We start from the raw sequence: 17,611 nt of genomic DNA, 5'->3' as shown, positions 1-17,611 counted from the left end.
CGGCTGCGCTGACATGTCGATTGTAGTCTGCCGTCGCACCGTGAACCTGTCAAGTTTCTCGCACAATGTCATCCGCCACCTGGAAGCCGGTATCATGTGAAGCTGGTTATCGAACGGGCTAACGGCAGCGGCGTGGCGGACCTTGTGCGCCCAACGGAGTCAGCCAGAGGTAATCGGCAAGGCCTTCCTCCATGGACTGTAGCAACTCGGCTTTCCGGGACGGCTCGAATGACGTCAGATAGATCGTGACCTGTTTCACATCACCCGACAGACGCCGAGCCACTCGCTTGGGAACAGGCAAGTTGTATTGAATATGCCCCCCGCCGGTATAGCTCACGATCGGTCCGCGATTGGACCCACGCGAGCGGGAGGATCCCAACGCGTCCACGAGGGTTTTGGCCATGGCTTCATCCCGGACCATGGAAGCTTCGTACATCGTCTGGTAGTCCGCCGGGGCCCCACCTCCATGACACTCCTGGAGTTGGTCAAGGATTTTGTGTCGATAGAGGGGATCATCGACGATTGTCTCCTTATCCAACCCCCAGTGGCTCCATTCCGGGTCACTCTTGACGCCGACCAAACCCTTCTTGGCCACGCTCCGGACCACCGACTTCGGAGGATTCATTGCCTGGACGGCTAGATGATGCTCGCGGGCGAACTCCAGCAACGGCGCATAATCTTCGAACGACCCACCCCAATTTTGAGTCCAGCGAGACTGCGCGAGGAAATCAGCCTGGCTCGCCTCGTTGTATTTTCCGTGCACATATCGGTCCACTGCTGCCTGTCCGTCCCAGCCAAACATCTCAAGAGCGAGCGTCGGGTGTCCATTCCGGTCCACGAGCGAGCGAAGAATCTTCAGGGCGGCCTCGATATGGAAACGATTGTGATGTTCCTCGCCCACGTACACAATGTCGTAGTTGGACAGGCGGTCGAGCCATTGATCAAATTTCACCGGGGCGCCGAGCCGGCTGTCCAGCACATCCCATTCCTTCCATTCACGATCGGCCGAGATTGGATTAGGTGTGGCAGGGGAAGCTTCCAGCGACCGGCAGGCCGGCGCTGCGATGAAGCCGTAAAGAATGTAGAACAGGATCACGCATCGCCAGACCAGGGCTCGCCGAAGAATGTGTGCGAGGACAGTCATGATCAGTACCTAACATAGCCCTTGGTCACCGGCAAGCTGCCTTGACTCTCCCAGTGCAGGCCCATTACTGTGCCTCCTTATATAGTGAAGGCATATTTCTTATTGGCCCGGTCGCGGCCACCATCGTGTCGCCCTATTGATGAGTCTCAATACTTTAACACCGGTCGAACTGGCCGAGTTCCGCCGGAAGGTCATGGCGGCACGATCGGACGGAGGAAAGGCATGGGAGGCCTCACGCCGCCTTGTCGAGCCAGCTCGACTTCCCACAACTTTGCAACAATTATGCGAAACGGTGTCCGCCTCGCCTTGGCCTGAGTCCCTCAAAGAGGCGGTGACCCTCGCGCTCGCCGGCGGGCACGGGACCAGGTCCAAGGACCTCGCCGGGGAACAGCTGAAACAGCTCACCGGACTGCCCCTGACCAAAGCGGTCAGAGCCCTCTGTCTGCTATTCAATCTCGTGTCTCGGCAAGACACAACGCCGTGCCTACTGATTCCTTCAGAGGTGGAAGCGCTCGTCCGGGAACTCGCCAATCCCTTCGATCTGCTGCTCCGGTCACAGAGCAGCTCTCTGCTCGATCTGGGGGCCGGTGATCTGTCCTTCGCCCATGAATTGGCGGCTCATTATGGGCCTCTGCTGTCACAGCGCCTGGCGCCGCTCGTTCTTCACTGCATCGATCGCATCGACCCCTCATCCCGGCTCGGCGGCCCGCTGCATCCGGATCCCTCGCGGTTGGCAGGCCTCCGCGCGAACCCGGATCTCGAATTTCGCTACGTCGGCGACCGGGACATGTTTGATCTTGATGAGCTAGACCGTACGCAGGTCCTTGCGCCGCAGTACGATATTGTGACCTGTTGGGCGCCTGCCACGCCCACCTTCGCCTATGAGCCGTCGCGGCTCTCCGATTCCGTCATTCAAGATGATCTGCGCCGGACCAAGGGCGACTTTCGTCCGGTGCGCATCGACGGAGAACCGGCATTGGAGGTGCACCACCAGACCCGTTTCCTGCTGTTCCCCCCATGGAAATTCGACATAAGAGGTCCGCTCTCCCTGTTGCAACTCATGGCCATGCGCGGCAGCCTTTGCATATTGGGAGCCGTCGATTCTCAGGTGTTTTGGGAAACGCTCGCGCAGTTGCTAGAAGATTCGCGCGCCAGGCCGGCCGATAAATTGTTCACGCATCAGAACCTGGCCGAGGCATTTGGCGAGGTGTATCGGCGCTTGTCGGAGCTGCCGGTCGGAAGCGGGCTCGATCTCGGCGAGATCGCGGAGCTGCGGCACGCCATTCCTGTTGGTTCAACGACCGGCGGGAGCCGGCACGGGTATCTCCGATTTCGCCATGTGACGATCCGCCGCGGCGCCGTCTTTCCAGGCATGCCCGCCAGCAGCACGGCAAGACTCTTCGACCGTATGACCGAGGAAACGCCTCCGTGGCTCGTGACGCTCATTCCGGAATTTTCCCAGTCTCCATCGATCTGAAGAGCGCCGTCTGGCATTCTTCAGTCGCTCGCCGCGTTCAGAAACACGTGAAAAATTGACCGTCTGGGACCCCTCTGTTAGACTTCCGCCATAGCCTGCCAGGTGCGGAACTTGGCCTCCTTTCAATAGCCATCCCATCGTGAACGCTGCACAATCGATTCAGGCACTGCAAGACAACATTGCCAAAGTGATCAAGGGGAAGCCCCGGGTCATTGAGATGGCGATCGTCTGTCTGCTTGCCCGCGGTCACTTGCTCATTGAAGACGTGCCCGGGGTGGGAAAAACGACCTTAGCCCATGCATTGGCGCGCTCGCTGGATTGCTCCTTTAAGCGCATCCAGTTCACCAGCGACCTCCTTCCGTCCGATATCGTCGGCATCTCGATGTTCAATCGACAGAAGCAGGCGTTTGAATTCATGCCGGGGCCTATTTTCGCCAACGTCGTCCTCGCGGATGAAATCAATCGCACGACGCCCAAGACACAGAGCAGTCTGTTGGAGGCCATGAGCGAAGCTCAGATCTCCGTCGAGAATCAGACCTATCCGTTGACCCAGCCGTTTATGGTGATCGCGACACAGAATCCGGCTGAATATCACGGCACGTTTCCGCTTCCCGAATCCCAGCTAGATCGGTTTCTCATGCGGCTGAAAATCGGGTATCCGGCGCGGGAAGACGAGAAGAAGGTGCTCGATCGCCCTCAATTGCTGCATCCGGCCGACGAAATCCAGCCGGTGCTGACGGCGCAAGACGTTCTCGATCTCCAAGCCCAGGTCGAAAAGGTCCGGATGGAAGATAGTTTGATGGAGTATCTTCTCTCGATCGTGCTGGCCACCAGACAGAGCGAACTGTTCATGCTCGGAGCGAGTACCAGAGGGACACTTGCGTTGGGCAAGGCCGCCAAAGCGCTGGCGCTCGTTCGCCATCGCGATTATTGCCTGCCCGACGACATCAAAGAATTGGCCCCGGTCGTGATCTCCCATCGCATCATGCTGAACGCCTCCCGCGGCATACGACCCCGCGCCTTCGAACAAGCCGAACAGACGATTCATGACCTCCTCGAGAGCCTTCCGGTTCCCGTCTGACCGGACGAGGGCTATCTTGGCCGACTTCCCACGGTCCGTTGTCAATCGCTTTCGAGGCCTGTCAGGTCGCCGTTCCACCAGACTGACATCGGAAGGGACGCGCTTTCTGCTGTTCGCGCTGGCGGTGGGAATCGCGGCGATCAATACGGGCAACAATCTGTTCTATTTGCTGCTGGCCATGATGCTGAGCGTGATCATGCTCTCCGGCCTGTTATCGGAACTCTGTCTTCGTGGCCTCGTGTTCCGGCGCCATGTGCCGGACTACATCTTCGCCAACGAACCGGTTCGGGCCTCCATCACAATCTCGAATCAGAAAGCATACCTGCCGAGTTTTTCGATTCGAATCTTCGACGTGGTCAATGGGCAGGAGATCGATCGAGAGGCGCATCTCGCGGAGTTGGCTCCCCAAGCGTCAACCCTCGCAACGTATACGATCCAGGCCGCTCGGCGCGGCCGCTATTGTCTACAAGGCGTCCGAGCCGCGACGCTGTTCCCCTTCGGACTCTTTCAAAAGAAGGCCTTGTATCCGGATGAGACTACCATCGTCGTGTGTCCCGAACTCATCCCTCTGCCTTCTCCGATCCTCCAGAATCTGACGGCGCTCGGTCGGAACCAGGCCTTGATGCGTCGAGGGCCGGGCATGGCGCTCTATAATCTGCGCGAATATCGGCCTGGGGACGATTCCCGAGCCATTCATTGGATGACGACGGCCCGCACCTCCAAGCTCATGCTGAAAGAGACCGAGGCGGAGGATCTACGAGCCGTGACGCTCCTGCTTTCCACCATCGCACCGGCCGTGGATGACGCAGCTTTCGAACAGGCGGTCTCGGTGACGGCCGCCTTGGCGACGTTTTTTCACGAGTGCGGCTATGTCCTGCGTGCCGTGATCGGGCAGGAGGAGATCCCCGCCGCCACCGGAGCCGAGCAGTATGTTCGTATTCTTCGAGCACTCGCATCCTGCGAGCGCCAAGATCCCGGTGTCTCACCATCCAATCGAGTCCGACCGTACCTCGCTTCCGAGGCCGCGGACCCGGGCATCGTGTTGGCCGTTCTGCCGTGGACCCCGAAGGGGACCCTCATGAACTGCCCCCACGAGGCAGACTGCATCATCACCACGACCAACCAAGGATTGCCGGCCTATGCCGCTCGCCCGGGCCTTTTCTCTTAGTTCAATCCTGTTGGCGGCCGCCGCGTTCGGCGGTCTGACGTTCGCGGCGGATCTCTCCGTCTGGATGTTGTCGCTCGGCTGGGCCGCCATTGCTCTGTGTCTCGCGCACACATTGGTCCCGCCTCGGTGCGCGCCGTGGCTTGCCACCCTCCGGCTCTCCCCTGTGACGTGGAATATCCTGCTGGTGGTCGGATTGGTTGCCTTCTGGATCGATCTCTTGTGGATCTCCCAAGAGTTGTTGCCCGCCGGCGTCCACTTCTTGATCGTTTTGATGGTGAACAAGCTCTTCAATTTGCACCAACGCCGGGACTTCCTTCATCTCTATGCCGTCAGCCTCATGGCTGTTCTGGCCTCCGCCGCCATGACCGTCCATATCTGGTATGGCCCGTTCCTTCTCGCCTATCTTTGCTCGGGAGTCTGGACTCTTCTGCTCTATCATCTCACCAAGGAACGAGATGATATGGCCGCCCTTACGAGTCGGATCTCAACGGGGTCCATGCAGCAGATCGAACATATTAGGGCGCGCTTCTTTTGGGCTACGAATGCCATGGTAGCCGGCGCCGCATGCCTCACCATTGCGATCTTTTTCATCATTCCCCGCGTCGGCATCGGCTTCCTGCAAAAGGGGACCGGCGACAATCTCCGCACCTCAGGATTCACCGAAAAGGTCGATCTCGGCGTGATGGGCTCGGTCAAGCAGGATCCCAGCATTGTCATGCGGGTTGAGTTGACCGAAGGAGTTCCACCGGCCAACGGACCGCTGTATTTACGAGGCATGGCCTATGACCGCTATAACGGAACCTCATGGACGAACAGCCTGGTCAATCGACGCAATTTGACTGAAAAACCCCAAGGCCTGTTCACGGTCCGCGCGGACGGCGGCCGATCTCCTACCCCCGTCTCACCGGAAATTGAGCAACATATCCTATTGGAGGCGCTCGATATCTCGGTGCTCTTCGGTGTCCCGCAGGCGCTGACAATCACCGGGGATTTCGTGACCGTGCAATCCGATTTAATGGGCGTCATGTATCTGCCGTTCTCTTCATCCAGCCGCATTCAATATAGCGTTCGGTCGCGCGCTCCTCTCATTCATCCTACCGACGCGTCCACGACGACATTCCACCACCCCGAATTCATACGGCGGCAGTATTTGCAACTGCCCTCTCTCAGCCCTGCGATAGCACGGTTGTCGCAGGACATCATCCGGGCCGGACGAACTCCACATGAGTCCGTGCTTCTCATCAAGCGGCATCTGTTGGAGAATTACCGGTACAGCCTCGATATGGAATCGGGTCGCTCGCCGCATCCGATTGAGGATTTTCTATTTACGCGAAAGACCGGGTACTGCGAGCACTATGCATCCGCCATGGTCGTGATGCTGCGCTCCTTGGGCATACCGGCTCGGCTCGTGACGGGATTCTTGGCTTCCGAGTGGAACGGATTCGGCCGGTACTATACGGTCCGGCAGCGAGATGCGCATGCCTGGGTAGAAGTCTATTTCCCCAACTCAGGGTGGATCACCTTCGACCCCACACCCGCCCAAGCCGCCGACTCGGCGGTACGTTGGTGGCAATCCCTGGACAGCGCCATGGATTCGATGCGCTTGCGGTGGGATCAATTCATCATTCAATACAACGCCGCCGACCAACTGTCAGTCATCCAGGGCGTGCGAGAAGGCGGCGAGGCGTTACGCAGCCGGTTCGCGGACGGCTCGGCCATCCGGCTGAATTTGCTGGTGACATCGATTCGGGAAGGATTATCGAAGATCGCGCACGCAGGCCCGGGACAAGCCACAGTTATGCTCCTGTTGATCGGGGGCGGCCTCTTGCTTCTTGCTGTTGTCGCAAAAACATTCGGAGCGGCGAGGTCCAGGTTTGGTCTTCATTCAACAGAGCAGATGATCGCGGCTCAATGGTATGCGCGCATGCTTCGTCACACGGCAGCGCGCGGACTTCATAAAGCTTCCACCCATACGCCGTTGGAATTCGTACGGCACGTGGAGGAGCAGTGGGCGGAGGGGGCTCCCCACATTCGCCGGCTGACACAGCTCTATTGCCGCGTGCGGTTCGGACAGATGCCGATGACCCGGGAGGATCGGCTCGCAGCGGAGGGATTGCTGCGGGAACTCGGCGCCCTCAAAAAAGCCGGTCGCTAAATCCTTGGCGGGGGCGGCTTCACCCGACTCAACTTCCGTGCATCGGGGAAATGTTACCGTAGGGTTTGTCGGCCGTATAGTTACTAAACCAGTGATAAGGGCCCCGGCGTAAACATCCCAAGGGCCGCAGGCGGCGAAGTCAACAGCAGCGGCACCACTCAGGGAGCGTCCCTCCCGTTGCCCTTCATCCAATTCATGGTGTGCGAGCAGATGGCGACGGAATCGCCAGACTCGGCGCTTTACGGAACCGTCGCCTTTTGCAACGCGTCGAGGTGCCAGACAATTGGGCAGCGCTCGGTCAAGCGGATGGTCGCTTTCACCTGCCGGCGTTCGCTGGCGTCGCGCCCGGCTATGCGATCTCCAGCGCATGGGGCCCGGCCAATCCTCCCCTCACACCCACGGACTGCAAGCCTCGTTCCGAACCCGACCGGCAGAATACGCGGGGCAGCGGGTGTTCGCGATGCCGTCCGAGAGCGGTGAGCCGGGCTTTTTGCTGCTCAGCGCGACGGGGACGCTCTATTGGGTCGAGGATTATCTTACCGACCAGCCGACCGCAGCGAGTGCGATTGTTGGGCACATGACAGCCAACATGACCAGCAGCCAGGCGGGAAGAGCGGGTTCGAGCGGGGTTCTCGCCGAACCCCAGCACACCAACCAGGCCGACCTCGTCATCAACCATGCCGGGAAGGCGACACTGAAGAGGCAACCGCGCAGGATCATCGCTCGAAGGCAACCCGGCAGCGCGGTCGGCGCACGACCAGAGCTACGCAAGACCCACTTCATCACGTACAACTCCAGCTTCATTGAAAGATGATGAGAAGGTAACCAGAGTCAGCATCCGACCGGCGCAGGCCGCCACCCCGGCTGGGAGAACAAGAGTTGGACGTTGCTGATCGAACGTTCGAGGAAGCCCGCTTCGCAATAGCAGAGGTAGAACTCCCAAAGTCGCAAAAAATCCGGCTGATACCCAAGCTTGGCGATGTCCTGACGCGCGCGCACCACATTGCATCTCCAAGCCCGGAGCGTGGGCGCATAGTGGGCGCCGATGTCTTTTAGGTCGACGAGAGTCATCCGCCCGGCGTCACTCGAGGCCCGGATCAGTGTGCTGATGGACGGAATGCAGCTCCCTGGAAACACCGCATGCTGGATGAAATCGACCGACCGTTTCGCACCCTCGTACAACCGCTCGTCCATCGTGATGGCTTGGATGAGCATGAGTCCCTCGCGCCTCAGCATCCGGCGGCACACGTCGAAGAACGTGGCGTAGTACTCGTGACCGACCGCCTCGACCATCTCGATTGAGACGAGCTTGTCGAATTGCCGGCCCAATGAAGGCAATTCACGATAGTCATGCAAAAGCACCGTCACACGGTCGCTGAGTCCGGCTTCCTCGGCACGACGGACGGCGACATCATACTGTTGCCGCGAGATGGTCGTCGTCGTGACGCGGCAACCATAGTGCCGGGCGGCATGGATCGCGAACCCGCCCCAACCCGTACCGATTTCGAGCAGATGATCCGAAGGGCTCAACTCCAGCTTGCGGCAGATGCAGTCATTCTTAACCCGCGACGCCTCCGCAAGCGTGGCATCCGCCCGTTCAAAGTAACCGCAGGAATACATCATCGTCTCGCCGAGCATCAGCCGGAAGAATTCGTTCCCAAGATCGTAGTGAGCCGCGATGTTGCGGCGGCTGCCCGATTTGGTATTCCGATTCCACCAATGGAGGGTCTTGAACAAAAGTCGGGACAATGAAGCCAGTCCCCCTTCCATCGCGTTGAGGAGGTCGCGGTTGAGGACGAAGATGCGGATCAGCGAGGTGAGATCATCGCAGGTCCAGAATCCCGATCGGTAGGCCTTGCTCACCCCAATCGTGCCGCCCAATGCCACGTCCAGATACGTCTGGGGATCGACCACGGTTACGGTGGCGCGGAGCGATGTCGCATCCCGGGCATGCCCGAATTGCGTTCGGTCCATCCCATCGATGACGGTCATCGCGCCGTGCTCCAGCCGTTGCAGTCGCCCGAATACCATCCGTTTGGCGAGCCGCTGGACCCAGCACAAGGAAGCCGGAGCCGGAGCTTCCCTCACAGCGGCGCCTTCATAGACGACATCGAATGGACTTCCCGTCTCGGTCATCGATGTGTCTCGTTCGTCACCATTGGCGACGTCCCCTTGTTCCGATTGGGATGCGGGTGAAAGGGCACGCCCTTCATCCACAGGCTCAACGCCTGCCAGTAGATCGCGACGATGACGGTGGCGGTCATCGCTGGGTACCGGCACAGAACCCGCGCTAAGACACCACCGGAGAGTTCTTTCCGCCGCAGGACCATCGTGGCGTCGAAGACGGTGGCGCCTGCACGGCTATTCTCCATGTGAATCGACAGGCTGGTCCCAGGCAGCGAGAACCGCCAGTCGTACGTCAGATCCATGTCCATGAAGGGGGAGATGTGAAATACTTTGTTCAGGCAGTATCGCCGGCGTCCGTCCGATGGAACGTGCTGGTCTGCTCCCATCACATAACAATGCCGCTCTCCCCACGGAGTATTGGTGATCTCGGCGACGATGGCCTCGACGACGGTTCCGGTCTCGTCGTAACAAAAATAAAAGCTGACGGGATTGAACACGTACCCGAAGTATCGGAAGTGGGTGAGCAGTCGGATCGGTCCGGCCGGCTCGTGACCCGTTCGTTCCTGCACCAATGTCCTGATCGTCTCGTCCAAGGGGGTCGACGGATCACCGACATGGTCGGCTCGGTTGAACGAAGCCACATTCCGACGTCCGACGGACCAGAACCAACGACGTGCAAAGAGCGTGGGCAGCTCGGCGAGATCCACGTACATCATGAAGAGCCCGTACCGGAACGCGTGAGCAACCGGGCTGAACCGACGGTGGCGTACGTGGCCCATGTATAGGCAGCTGTTCATGACGTTCGCTCATCCTTGATCGATCGGTGCACGGCGAGCGCGCTTTTTACGCCGTCTTCATGGAATCCATAGCCCCAGTAGGCTCCGCAGTAATAGGTGCGGTTCACGCCGCTGATGTCGCCGCGCCGCCGCTCGGCCGCCACGGCCGCGGGGGAGTACCGTGGATGGTGATACGTGATGCGCCGGAGGATCTTCGCCGGATCGATCGCATCCGTATGGTTCAGCGTGACACAGAATTCGTACGGCGCTGTCAGCCTCTGCAGCCGATTCATATGATAGGTGACGACGGCGCGGTCCGGCTGGATGGGCAGTAGATGATAGTTCCAAGCCGCCCAGGCAAGGCGACGCCGGGGCAACAGGGACGAGTCGATATGGAGGACCGCCTCGTTTTCCTGGTATGAGATCGCCCCCAGAATCTCACGTTCCTCCGGTGATGGATCGGCCAGCAGGCGCAGCGACTGGTCGCTGTGCGTAGCGAGGACGACCACGTCGAAGGTGAACGTGCATGCGGCGCCTCCTTTGGGCACTGCGCGGATCTCCACCAAATCCGGCCGCCGGACGATGGACGACACGGGCGTGGACAAGAGAATCCGATCGCGAAACGGCCGTACGAGTTTGTCGACATAGCGCCGAGATCCCCCGGTGATCACCCGCCACGTCGGCCGGTTATCGACAGAGAGCATCCCGTGATGCTTGAAGAACTGGACCAGGTAGCGTGCCGGAAATTCCCATATCGTGGCAGGGCTCGCCGACCAAATCGCCGCGCCCATCGGCACGATGTAATTTCGGACGAATTCCTTCGAATAGCGGTGCTGTTCGAGATAGGAACCGAGGGACTGACCTGGCTCCGATCCGGACAGCAAGTCCGGCGCTTCCCGATTGAACCGAAGAATGTCGCGGATCATGCGGTAGAAAGAGGGACGCAACAGGTTGCGGCGCTGGGCAAACAGCGTATTGAGACTCGTGCCGTTATACTCCAATCCCGTCTCGTCGCACTTTACGCTGAAGCTCATGTCGCTTGGCTGCGAAGGGACGCCGAGCTCGTCCAACAATCGGACGAAATGCGGATACGTCCAGTCGTTGAACACGATGAACCCGGTATCCACCGAGTAGTTCTGACCGTCCAGCGTGACGTCGATCGTATTGGTATGCCCGCCGATGTAGTCCGCGGCCTCAAAAACGGAGATGTTGTGATCCTGGTGAAGGAGGTAGGCGGAGACCATCCCTGAGATACCCGTTCCTACAATGGCGATGTTCATGCGGACCTCACGGCGCCTGAATCGGTTCGGACTCGGAGCGGATCAGCTCTCGCGCGTTCCACCGTTGCGGCACCTTCCGGACCTTGGACCGTTGGTAGCCCTCCGCGGCGATCAGCGTCAGGAACCGCTGATAATCCAACTCAGAAATCTCTGGCGTGCGCGCCATCAACCATACGTAGTCACGCGCGCTCCTTCCGACCACTGTCTGACTGTAGGATTCGTCCAGGAAGATGATGCGGTAGTCGGCTTTGATCGGCCAGACGAACTGCATCCCCCAGACAGCATTCGATGCGTGATCGAGGACGTACCCGGTCGGGTGGTAGTCGTTCAATGGTCATCAAAGCCGCCCTCGCGGAAGCTGAACGTCGTCGCCACGGTGCCATCCGGATCGAGGCGATATGATTCCACGGCGTTGTAGGCATCGCGTTCCAGCCAGGTGGGGATGTGGGCAACGACGTACCAGTCTCCCATGAACCGATCCAGGTCTACCGCCTCCACCGTACGAATTGGCGGAGGGTTGCTGCAGGCCACCACCGCGAGGAGCCACATAGTAATCATGGAGGATGCGGTAAGGGTCATGGCTCTCTCATTGAAGCGCATATCGCAGGACGTCTCCCTTCGCCGTCGTGGATTGGAGCGCGACCCATTCGCCGTCCAGCGTGTACCAAAGATCGATCGTGAACTTCGCAGTGACGATGCGCAGGCGCGTGGTGACCGTCGGGGCTTCGTGCACAGCAATGCGTTCCTGGCCAATGGTCAGGATGTCCACCCCCTGAAGCTCACCAGTCTGCGAGTTCAGGAGGCGGCCACCCGTCAGCCACTTCTGATTCCAATACGCGAAGGACCGAAAACAGCCGTCGCCGCTCCAGGTTCCGTCCTGCGTCTGTACCTCCAGCTGTCCTTCGCGGGCGGTTCCATGTACAAAAAACGCCTTGCCGTTATCATTCGTCTCGGCTCGAATTTCCTGAAGGCATGCCCCGTCCCACGTCTCGACGTTGGTGTGGCGATACGTATAGACGGGGATGTACAAGAATGTGACCGTAAACTTCGCCTCAACCCGTATCTGCGTCCGCTGCCCCTCGGTAAGCACCTCGAAGCGCTGGTGCCCGATCTTGTCCTGGCCAAGGAACACATTGAAGTCGTAGCTCTTGGAGGTGGCGCTCCACGCCGGTTGCGTAAGGCCGATGAAGGAGACAACGACGAGGACGGCCGTCCCCAGCGCGCCTCGTCTCGGAGGGCCGGGAATGAACGCGTTCGTCCGAGCCATGTAATCACGGTAAGCAGGCCGGCGCACGACGATCGTTTGCTCGAGCAATGCGACGCCGGAGAATCGCAGCAGCATGTAGGTGAGCAGCAGAGGTCCCACGGCCGTCCACCAAGCCCCAGTAGGCAGTGCGAAAAGATAAAATGCCCACCAAACCAGACATTCGCCGAAGTAATTGGGATGGCGCGTATAGCGCCACAGTCCCCGATCCATCACCTTTCCGGCATGGGCTGGATCGGCCTTAAATCGGGACAACTGCCAGTCGCCGACCGCCTCGAAAAACATACCGCCTACCCAGAGCAAGACCGCCAGCACATCCCACCCGGTGATGTCGACCGGGACGGTGAGGGCGGCCCACAGCGGCATGGAGATCACCCAAGCCAGGCCCGCTTGCAGCCAAAAGACAATGGCGAGGCTTTTCAGTCCGAAGTGCGGCTCATAGCGTTTTCGAATGTCTCGATAGCGGTGGTCCTCAGGCGCTCCCCAACTGCGGATCATGATATGTCCTGACAGGCGGAGCGCCCATAGGACGACCAACGTCATGATGATCGGCGTCCGACTCGTCGTCTGACCCGTTCCATAAGCATAGACCGTTGCCGCAGCGGCGATCATAACAGCCCACACCACATCGACTATGCTCACATCCCGCTTGACAATGCTGACGAGCCAGGTGACCGTCGAAACGGTCAACGTTGCGATCAAGCCCGCTGCATACAAGCCTGCGTTCATGTGGCCACCGCTCCCGATAGGCCCGACTGGCCGTCATAACGCTCCGCCAGCGTCAGCAGCAGCGGTGTCAATACCGCCCACCCGAGCGAGAGGGCCGCCAAGCCTGCCCCCATGTTTGTGAAATGCAACGCGCCCAGGCGAAGTCCGCCGATGTAGGCGGCGGGGCCGCCCAGGGCTCCGAAGAGGGCAGCCGTGATCCAGCGTCTTCGCATCCAGCGCAACGAGACGTTCAGAAGCGTCGCAATTAAGCCCCAGAGCGCCACGATCCAATAGGGAGCGACGTTGGGCACTACGGTGCCCGAGGAATATGCGACCCAGCCCTGCGAAACCAAGAGACTGTCGAAGACGAGGCCGATGCCGAGCGTGAGCAGGACCAGCTGCAATTCCTTCTTGGGCATCGGAGCACGATAGAGGTGCAGACCGATGACCCCGCTGATCACCACCACCCCGATCCAGGGCTTGTGCAGAGCAGCGCTCCAGACGCACGTCAACCAGCCGATTTGAAAGAGAACCACATTCATGAGGACTGTCGCGGTGCCAGCTTTCATGACGCGCCCGCTCCCGACTTTTCGAACAGATAATGATTGACCTGCCATTGCTGTCCACGCTGGAAGCCAAACGATTCGGCACAGGCCATAAAGAACATCCGCCAACGCATCCACCATACCCCGGCCAGAGCCGCGCCATACACGCGCTCCAGCACGGGCCAAAGCAGCTCTCGCCCGCCATCCATGTTGGCCAGCCAGGCATTCGCAGTCTTTTCGTAGTGCGTGCCGTCCCACCGCCACTGTGCACGACAAGCCAGATGGTGCCGAAAGGCCATCGGCAAGCTGTCGCTCGGCATCATTCCCCCGGTAAAAAAATGGCGGCTCATCCAATCGTCCGGTCCGCCGTCCTCAAAGACATACGGCACGCCACGATGCGCGAAGACGTGGAGGAAGAAACACCCTCCAGGGGCGAGCCAATGCTCGACCCGCCGGAACAGTTCAGGCCAGTTGCGCATGTGCTCGAACATCTCCACCGAAACCACCCGATCGTATGCCTCATGATCGGTCGTGAAGGCATTCATGTCGCAGGTGATGACCCGGATCCGGTCGCAGACACCGAGCGCCCTGGCTCGCGCGTCGATGTAGGTACGTTGCGACTCGGAATTGGACACCGCGGTGATGCGGACGTTGGGATAGTGGGTGGCCAGCCACAACGTGAGCGAACCCCAGCCGCATCCCAGTTCCAGTATGCTTTGCCCGTCCATGACGTCGGCATGGAGGCAGGATTCGCGCAGAGCAGCGGCCTCCCCTTGCGGCAGCGTAGCCCTGTTCGTCGGCCAAAAGGCGCTGCTGTATTTCAGGTGAGGGCCGAGGATGTGACAGAAGAAGTCCACCGGGATTTCGTAGTGCTGATCGTTCGCCTTCTCGGGCACGAGGGCCACCGGAGCATGCTGCATCTGTTCCACAAATTCTGCTTCTGACCGCAAGACTGCCCGCGGAGCCAGCGGATCAACTTCGCGGAGGCGGCGCTTGAGCAACTGCCGAATCCCTTGTCTGATCACCGGATCGGGCAGCCATCCCTGTTCGGCCGATCGAAGTGCCATGCTGGTCAAGCACCGCATCGTATTGCTCCTTCACAACATGGAATGCATCACAACCATCCGCGCAGTTGCTCCGCCAGGGTCTTCGCCACCAGCTGCAGATCGAACGGCCAGGCGTAGCGCAAGTCGACATCCGGATGGCGCGGCCTGAGATGCTCAAGTATTTCCGGAATCTCGATCTCCGAATGCGATCCCCCCGGCGTAAACATGGTCGTAATGACCGTGATGTGGGTCGCGCCTTGGCGGATCAAGTCCTCCACCGCCTCCTCCAGCGTCGGCGTGCAGAACTCGTTGAAGGCAATGCCGAACAACGTCCCATCCAGCGACCGCCGCAGTTCGGCTGCGACCTTCTCAAGACCGGCCTGGTATGGGTCCGTCGCAGCGGTTCGGGGCCATAGCCGGATCTTCTGATCGAGCTCCATCTCCTCGACGCTGGGTGGCGCACCCGCCTTGCGGCGCTGCGCTTCGAGCCGCTTCAGTCGTGTCACCAATTCCTGAGGGCAATCCTTCGGAATGCCACCGTGGCCCACCAGCACGACTCCCTTGACCATTCTCTGCTCCTTCGGAACCACCGGTGCTCACTGTCCGTTCATCGTCATTCACCAACCGTCATCCGAGACAACCTCTTTGTTGCACCTGCTTGCCCGACGCTACACGTGATTTCGCAGCATTAGTTCCTTTGGGTGAGGATTGAGATAAACCTGATCACGGATGTACTCCACCTCAAAGATCCGCACGTAATGTTTCATCAACGTCAACGGCACGATGAGCGGCGTCAAGCCACGACGATAGTCCTCCATCACCTCCAGCAGTTCGGCCTTTTCCTGACGGCCGAGCCGAGCCTTGAAATAGCCGAGCATGTGGTGCAGCACGTTGACGTGCTTCCGGACCGTGGCCTTCACGGCCAAGGCCTTCATGAAGAGCTCGCCGTAGCGAACCGCCAATTCTTTCGCCTGGTATCGCGCAGCCTCGCCGATCAGTCGGCCAAGAATCTCGTACTGTTGCGGGCTGTGCGCCAGCAGCAAGTACTTGTGGATGGTGTGGAAGCGGATGAGCTCGTGTTTGGTTTCTCCGCTCTGCATCAAATCCTGCCACCGGCGATAACAAAACACCCGTTCGATAAAATTCTCTCGTAACTGGGGATCGCAGAGCCGCCCCTCTTCCTCAATCGGAGTGAGCGGGAAGCGGTCCATAAAAGCCCGGGCAAACAATCCGACTCCGTTCCGGCTCGGCATGGCGTGGCGGTTGTAGAGACGAACCCTCTCCATGCCGCAGCTGGGGGAGTCCTTCTTGAACACGTAGCCGGACAGATCGAGCGCCTCGAGTTCCGGAATGCGGCCCGTTATCATCGATTCCAAGGCCTCCGTCTGATCCTGGCCGCTTTTGATCGTGACCAACCGGGGATGCCGAGCGTCCCCGACCAATCGCATCGCTTCGCGGGGAGTACCGAGCCCTGCTTCCACTTCGGGGCAAACGGGGACCCATTCGACATAGCGGGCCAGGAGATCGGTGAGAAAACTGTCCCGTTTATGACCACCGTCGAAACGCACTTCGTCTCCCAGCAGACAGCGGCTGATTCCCAAACGAAGCGCGGCTTTCATCAGCGGACCATCTCCTGCCTGCCAAGAGCCGGATATTCCTGCCGAGCCTGACCATGGTCGACGATGGGCGACGGATAATCGGCCCCGATCCGGCAGCCGGCGCGCAATTGCTCGCCGACGGGCATGAGATGGGGCTCGCGGATGCGACGCGACCCCACATGGCGAAGGTCAGGGACGTATCGCCTGACGTACTGCCGTAGCTCCTCGAGGCATCCCAACATAAAATTGACGCAGGCCGCTCCAAAGATACGGTGGTGCAGCAACGGCTCGTCGAACACGAACAATGGCACGACCTCACGGCACTCCGCGCAGGCAGCAGCCAGCGCCGCGTCGTCGCGCAGGCGAAAATCCCGTCGATACCACATCAGCCCCTTCATGAGTGCAACTCCGAGGCGGGCGGGCCGAGAGGGCGCCCTCTCGAAACCGCATCGGCAAAGAGCGTTCTTCGCCACACGAGATAGACGAGGAAACCGAACGTCGTCAGCATGAACCCCGACCGAACGAGATGAAATCCGAAGACGGCTTGGTTCAACCACTCGCTCGCGATCCCGAAAGCACCGTACGCCACTGCCAATCCCCAGCTCCAAGGGCGAAGGAACAGAAACCCGTAGCCGATGAGGAAGTGGACCAATGGAGAATGCAGCTTGACCAAATACGCGAAGGGATCGCTCACCACCACGCCGAACAGCTGGATCTCTCGACCGGTGCGCGGCCCCGTCATAAGCCGTCTCCTTTAACTCTCTGCATCGAGTGGTCCGCGCCATGCATCGGGAATGCCGGTCCACCAATCTTCGGGATGAGCCGCCCGCCAAGCAGTTTGTTCGCCGCCATCGGCATTGCGATCCCGCTTCTCCTCACTCCGGTCCTTTACCGGCTGGCTAAACTTTCGAGCCTTGCTTCCATATAAGAGGTTAGGCGGCGAGGCTTCACGGTTTTTAAGGATCACTGGGTCGATCACTTCTCCGCACGACGCACAGCGCAAGGCGATAAAATCGATCTGCCCGGTATCGTAGTGGAGATCCAGATAGTGCTCCGTCACCAGCAGCCCTCCGCAACGCGTGCAGACAGCCCGACCCCCCTGCGGACTCTGGTTCGCGCGCCGTCCATCCGATGCCACAGGAGCCTCCGATCGCTCACACCGTCTGCCTCACGATCCGTTCGGCAAGCGCGCGCTTGCGCATTCACGACCAGATCTTCCAGACCACCAGCAGGATCGCTACC

At 59.9% G+C, this 17,611-nt stretch carries 17 protein-coding genes and 1 pseudogene; 5 read left to right on the top strand and 13 right to left on the bottom strand.

Translation table 11 applies throughout. The annotated features are described in order from the left end of the window. Positions 1–118: 118 nt before the first annotated feature. Positions 119–1,144 (bottom strand): ChaN family lipoprotein, encoded by a 1,026-nt coding sequence (locus tag ACWGXE_RS21280; protein WP_447600139.1) that lies wholly within the window; start codon positions 1,142–1,144, stop codon positions 119–121. Positions 1,145–1,337: 193 nt separating this feature from the next. Between ACWGXE_RS21280 and ACWGXE_RS21275 the strand changes: the two genes are divergently transcribed. From ACWGXE_RS21275 to ACWGXE_RS21255, 5 genes are all read left to right on the top strand, one after another. Continuing rightward, complete coding sequence (locus tag ACWGXE_RS21275) at positions 1,338–2,621, top strand: hypothetical protein (protein ID WP_447600138.1); 1,284 nt, start codon at positions 1,338–1,340, stop codon at positions 2,619–2,621. A 139-nt stretch (positions 2,622–2,760) separates the two neighbouring features. Then, positions 2,761–3,702: an AAA family ATPase gene (locus ACWGXE_RS21270; protein ID WP_447600137.1), complete on the top strand. Its 942-nt coding sequence runs from the start codon at positions 2,761–2,763 to the stop codon at positions 3,700–3,702. A gap of 16 nt (positions 3,703–3,718) precedes the next feature. Next, positions 3,719–4,870, top strand: coding sequence for a DUF58 domain-containing protein (locus ACWGXE_RS21265; protein WP_447600136.1), 1,152 nt, complete (start codon positions 3,719–3,721; stop codon positions 4,868–4,870). Then, positions 4,842–7,025 carry a transglutaminase TgpA family protein gene (locus tag ACWGXE_RS21260; RefSeq protein ID WP_447600135.1) on the top strand — a complete coding sequence of 728 codons (2,184 nt, stop codon included), beginning with the start codon at positions 4,842–4,844 and terminating at the stop codon, positions 7,023–7,025. Before ACWGXE_RS21265 ends, ACWGXE_RS21260 begins: the two co-directional genes overlap by 29 nt. A gap of 460 nt (positions 7,026–7,485) precedes the next feature. Next, positions 7,486–7,839 (top strand): hypothetical protein, encoded by a 354-nt coding sequence (locus tag ACWGXE_RS21255; protein ID WP_447600134.1) that lies wholly within the window; start codon positions 7,486–7,488, stop codon positions 7,837–7,839. A 17-nt stretch (positions 7,840–7,856) separates the two neighbouring features. Here the strand turns inward: ACWGXE_RS21255 and ACWGXE_RS21250 are convergent, their stop codons facing one another. The 12 genes and pseudogenes from ACWGXE_RS21250 to ACWGXE_RS21195 all read right to left on the bottom strand — a co-directional run bounded on the left by ACWGXE_RS21250 (position 7,857) and on the right by ACWGXE_RS21195 (position 17,507). After that, positions 7,857–9,161, bottom strand: coding sequence for a class I SAM-dependent methyltransferase (locus tag ACWGXE_RS21250; protein ID WP_447600133.1), 1,305 nt, complete (start codon positions 9,159–9,161; stop codon positions 7,857–7,859). After that, positions 9,158–9,949, bottom strand: a complete 792-nt coding sequence (locus ACWGXE_RS21245; RefSeq protein ID WP_447600132.1) for a DUF1365 domain-containing protein — start codon at positions 9,947–9,949, stop codon at positions 9,158–9,160. Before ACWGXE_RS21245 ends, ACWGXE_RS21250 begins: the two co-directional genes overlap by 4 nt. Further along, on the bottom strand, positions 9,946–11,208 hold the full coding sequence (locus ACWGXE_RS21240) for an NAD(P)/FAD-dependent oxidoreductase (RefSeq protein WP_447600131.1): 1,263 nt from the start codon (positions 11,206–11,208) through the stop codon (positions 9,946–9,948). Before ACWGXE_RS21240 ends, ACWGXE_RS21245 begins: the two co-directional genes overlap by 4 nt. Positions 11,209–11,215: 7 nt before the next feature. Next, positions 11,216–11,787, bottom strand: a pseudogene (locus ACWGXE_RS21235) (lipocalin family protein). Positions 11,788–11,794: 7 nt separating this feature from the next. After that, positions 11,795–13,201: a DUF6134 family protein gene (locus ACWGXE_RS21230; protein WP_447600130.1), complete on the bottom strand. Its 1,407-nt coding sequence runs from the start codon at positions 13,199–13,201 to the stop codon at positions 11,795–11,797. Next, a complete protein-coding gene (locus ACWGXE_RS21225) occupies positions 13,198–13,749 on the bottom strand; it encodes a DUF2878 domain-containing protein (protein ID WP_447600129.1) in 552 nt (183 codons plus the stop codon). Before ACWGXE_RS21225 ends, ACWGXE_RS21230 begins: the two co-directional genes overlap by 4 nt. Then, on the bottom strand, positions 13,746–14,810 hold the full coding sequence (locus ACWGXE_RS21220; RefSeq protein WP_447600128.1) for an SAM-dependent methyltransferase: 1,065 nt from the start codon (positions 14,808–14,810) through the stop codon (positions 13,746–13,748). The genes ACWGXE_RS21225 and ACWGXE_RS21220 overlap by 4 nt, the downstream gene beginning before the upstream one ends. Positions 14,811–14,839: 29 nt before the next feature. Then, positions 14,840–15,340 carry a sirohydrochlorin chelatase gene (locus ACWGXE_RS21215; protein ID WP_447600127.1) on the bottom strand — a complete coding sequence of 167 codons (501 nt, stop codon included), beginning with the start codon at positions 15,338–15,340 and terminating at the stop codon, positions 14,840–14,842. A gap of 99 nt (positions 15,341–15,439) precedes the next feature. Further along, the gene (locus ACWGXE_RS21210; RefSeq protein ID WP_447600126.1) at positions 15,440–16,390 is read right to left on the bottom strand and encodes a YbgA family protein; all 951 of its coding nucleotides are present in this window, start codon (positions 16,388–16,390) and stop codon (positions 15,440–15,442) included. Then, a complete protein-coding gene (locus ACWGXE_RS21205; protein WP_447600125.1) occupies positions 16,390–16,767 on the bottom strand; it encodes a deoxyribodipyrimidine photo-lyase in 378 nt (125 codons plus the stop codon). The genes ACWGXE_RS21210 and ACWGXE_RS21205 overlap by 1 nt, the downstream gene beginning before the upstream one ends. Further along, on the bottom strand, positions 16,764–17,111 hold the full coding sequence (locus ACWGXE_RS21200) for a hypothetical protein (protein WP_447600124.1): 348 nt from the start codon (positions 17,109–17,111) through the stop codon (positions 16,764–16,766). The genes ACWGXE_RS21205 and ACWGXE_RS21200 overlap by 4 nt, the downstream gene beginning before the upstream one ends. A 12-nt stretch (positions 17,112–17,123) precedes the next feature. Beyond that, on the bottom strand, positions 17,124–17,507 hold the full coding sequence (locus tag ACWGXE_RS21195) for a hypothetical protein (RefSeq protein WP_447600123.1): 384 nt from the start codon (positions 17,505–17,507) through the stop codon (positions 17,124–17,126). Positions 17,508–17,611 lie beyond the last annotated feature (104 nt).

The sequence above is a fragment of the Nitrospira sp. Nam80 genome, assembly GCF_965152575.1.
Note: the sequence above shows the minus strand (reverse complement) of the source record. Positions and strands in the feature narration are given on the sequence as shown.

What these genes read in the sequence shown, in the direction of transcription:
- ACWGXE_RS21240 (WP_447600131.1), bottom strand. Translation starts at nt 11,208, where the DNA reads ATGAACATCGCCATTGTAGGAACGGGTATCTCAGGGATGGTCTCCGCC.
- ACWGXE_RS21275 (WP_447600138.1), top strand. Translation starts at nt 1,338, where the DNA reads ATGGCGGCACGATCGGACGGAGGAAAGGCATGGGAGGCCTCACGCCGC.
- ACWGXE_RS21255 (WP_447600134.1), top strand. Translation starts at nt 7,486, where the DNA reads ATGCCGTCCGAGAGCGGTGAGCCGGGCTTTTTGCTGCTCAGCGCGACG.
- ACWGXE_RS21250 (WP_447600133.1), bottom strand. Translation starts at nt 9,161, where the DNA reads ATGACCGAGACGGGAAGTCCATTCGATGTCGTCTATGAAGGCGCCGCT.
- ACWGXE_RS21280 (WP_447600139.1), bottom strand. Translation starts at nt 1,144, where the DNA reads ATGACTGTCCTCGCACACATTCTTCGGCGAGCCCTGGTCTGGCGATGC.
- ACWGXE_RS21215 (WP_447600127.1), bottom strand. Translation starts at nt 15,340, where the DNA reads ATGGTCAAGGGAGTCGTGCTGGTGGGCCACGGTGGCATTCCGAAGGAT.
- ACWGXE_RS21200 (WP_447600124.1), bottom strand. Translation starts at nt 17,111, where the DNA reads ATGACGGGGCCGCGCACCGGTCGAGAGATCCAGCTGTTCGGCGTGGTG.
- ACWGXE_RS21205 (WP_447600125.1), bottom strand. Translation starts at nt 16,767, where the DNA reads ATGAAGGGGCTGATGTGGTATCGACGGGATTTTCGCCTGCGCGACGAC.
- ACWGXE_RS21210 (WP_447600126.1), bottom strand. Translation starts at nt 16,390, where the DNA reads ATGAAAGCCGCGCTTCGTTTGGGAATCAGCCGCTGTCTGCTGGGAGAC.
- ACWGXE_RS21260 (WP_447600135.1), top strand. Translation starts at nt 4,842, where the DNA reads ATGCCGCTCGCCCGGGCCTTTTCTCTTAGTTCAATCCTGTTGGCGGCC.
- ACWGXE_RS21220 (WP_447600128.1), bottom strand. Translation starts at nt 14,810, where the DNA reads ATGCGGTGCTTGACCAGCATGGCACTTCGATCGGCCGAACAGGGATGG.
- ACWGXE_RS21245 (WP_447600132.1), bottom strand. Translation starts at nt 9,949, where the DNA reads ATGAACAGCTGCCTATACATGGGCCACGTACGCCACCGTCGGTTCAGC.
- ACWGXE_RS21225 (WP_447600129.1), bottom strand. Translation starts at nt 13,749, where the DNA reads ATGAAAGCTGGCACCGCGACAGTCCTCATGAATGTGGTTCTCTTTCAA.
- ACWGXE_RS21230 (WP_447600130.1), bottom strand. Translation starts at nt 13,201, where the DNA reads ATGAACGCAGGCTTGTATGCAGCGGGCTTGATCGCAACGTTGACCGTT.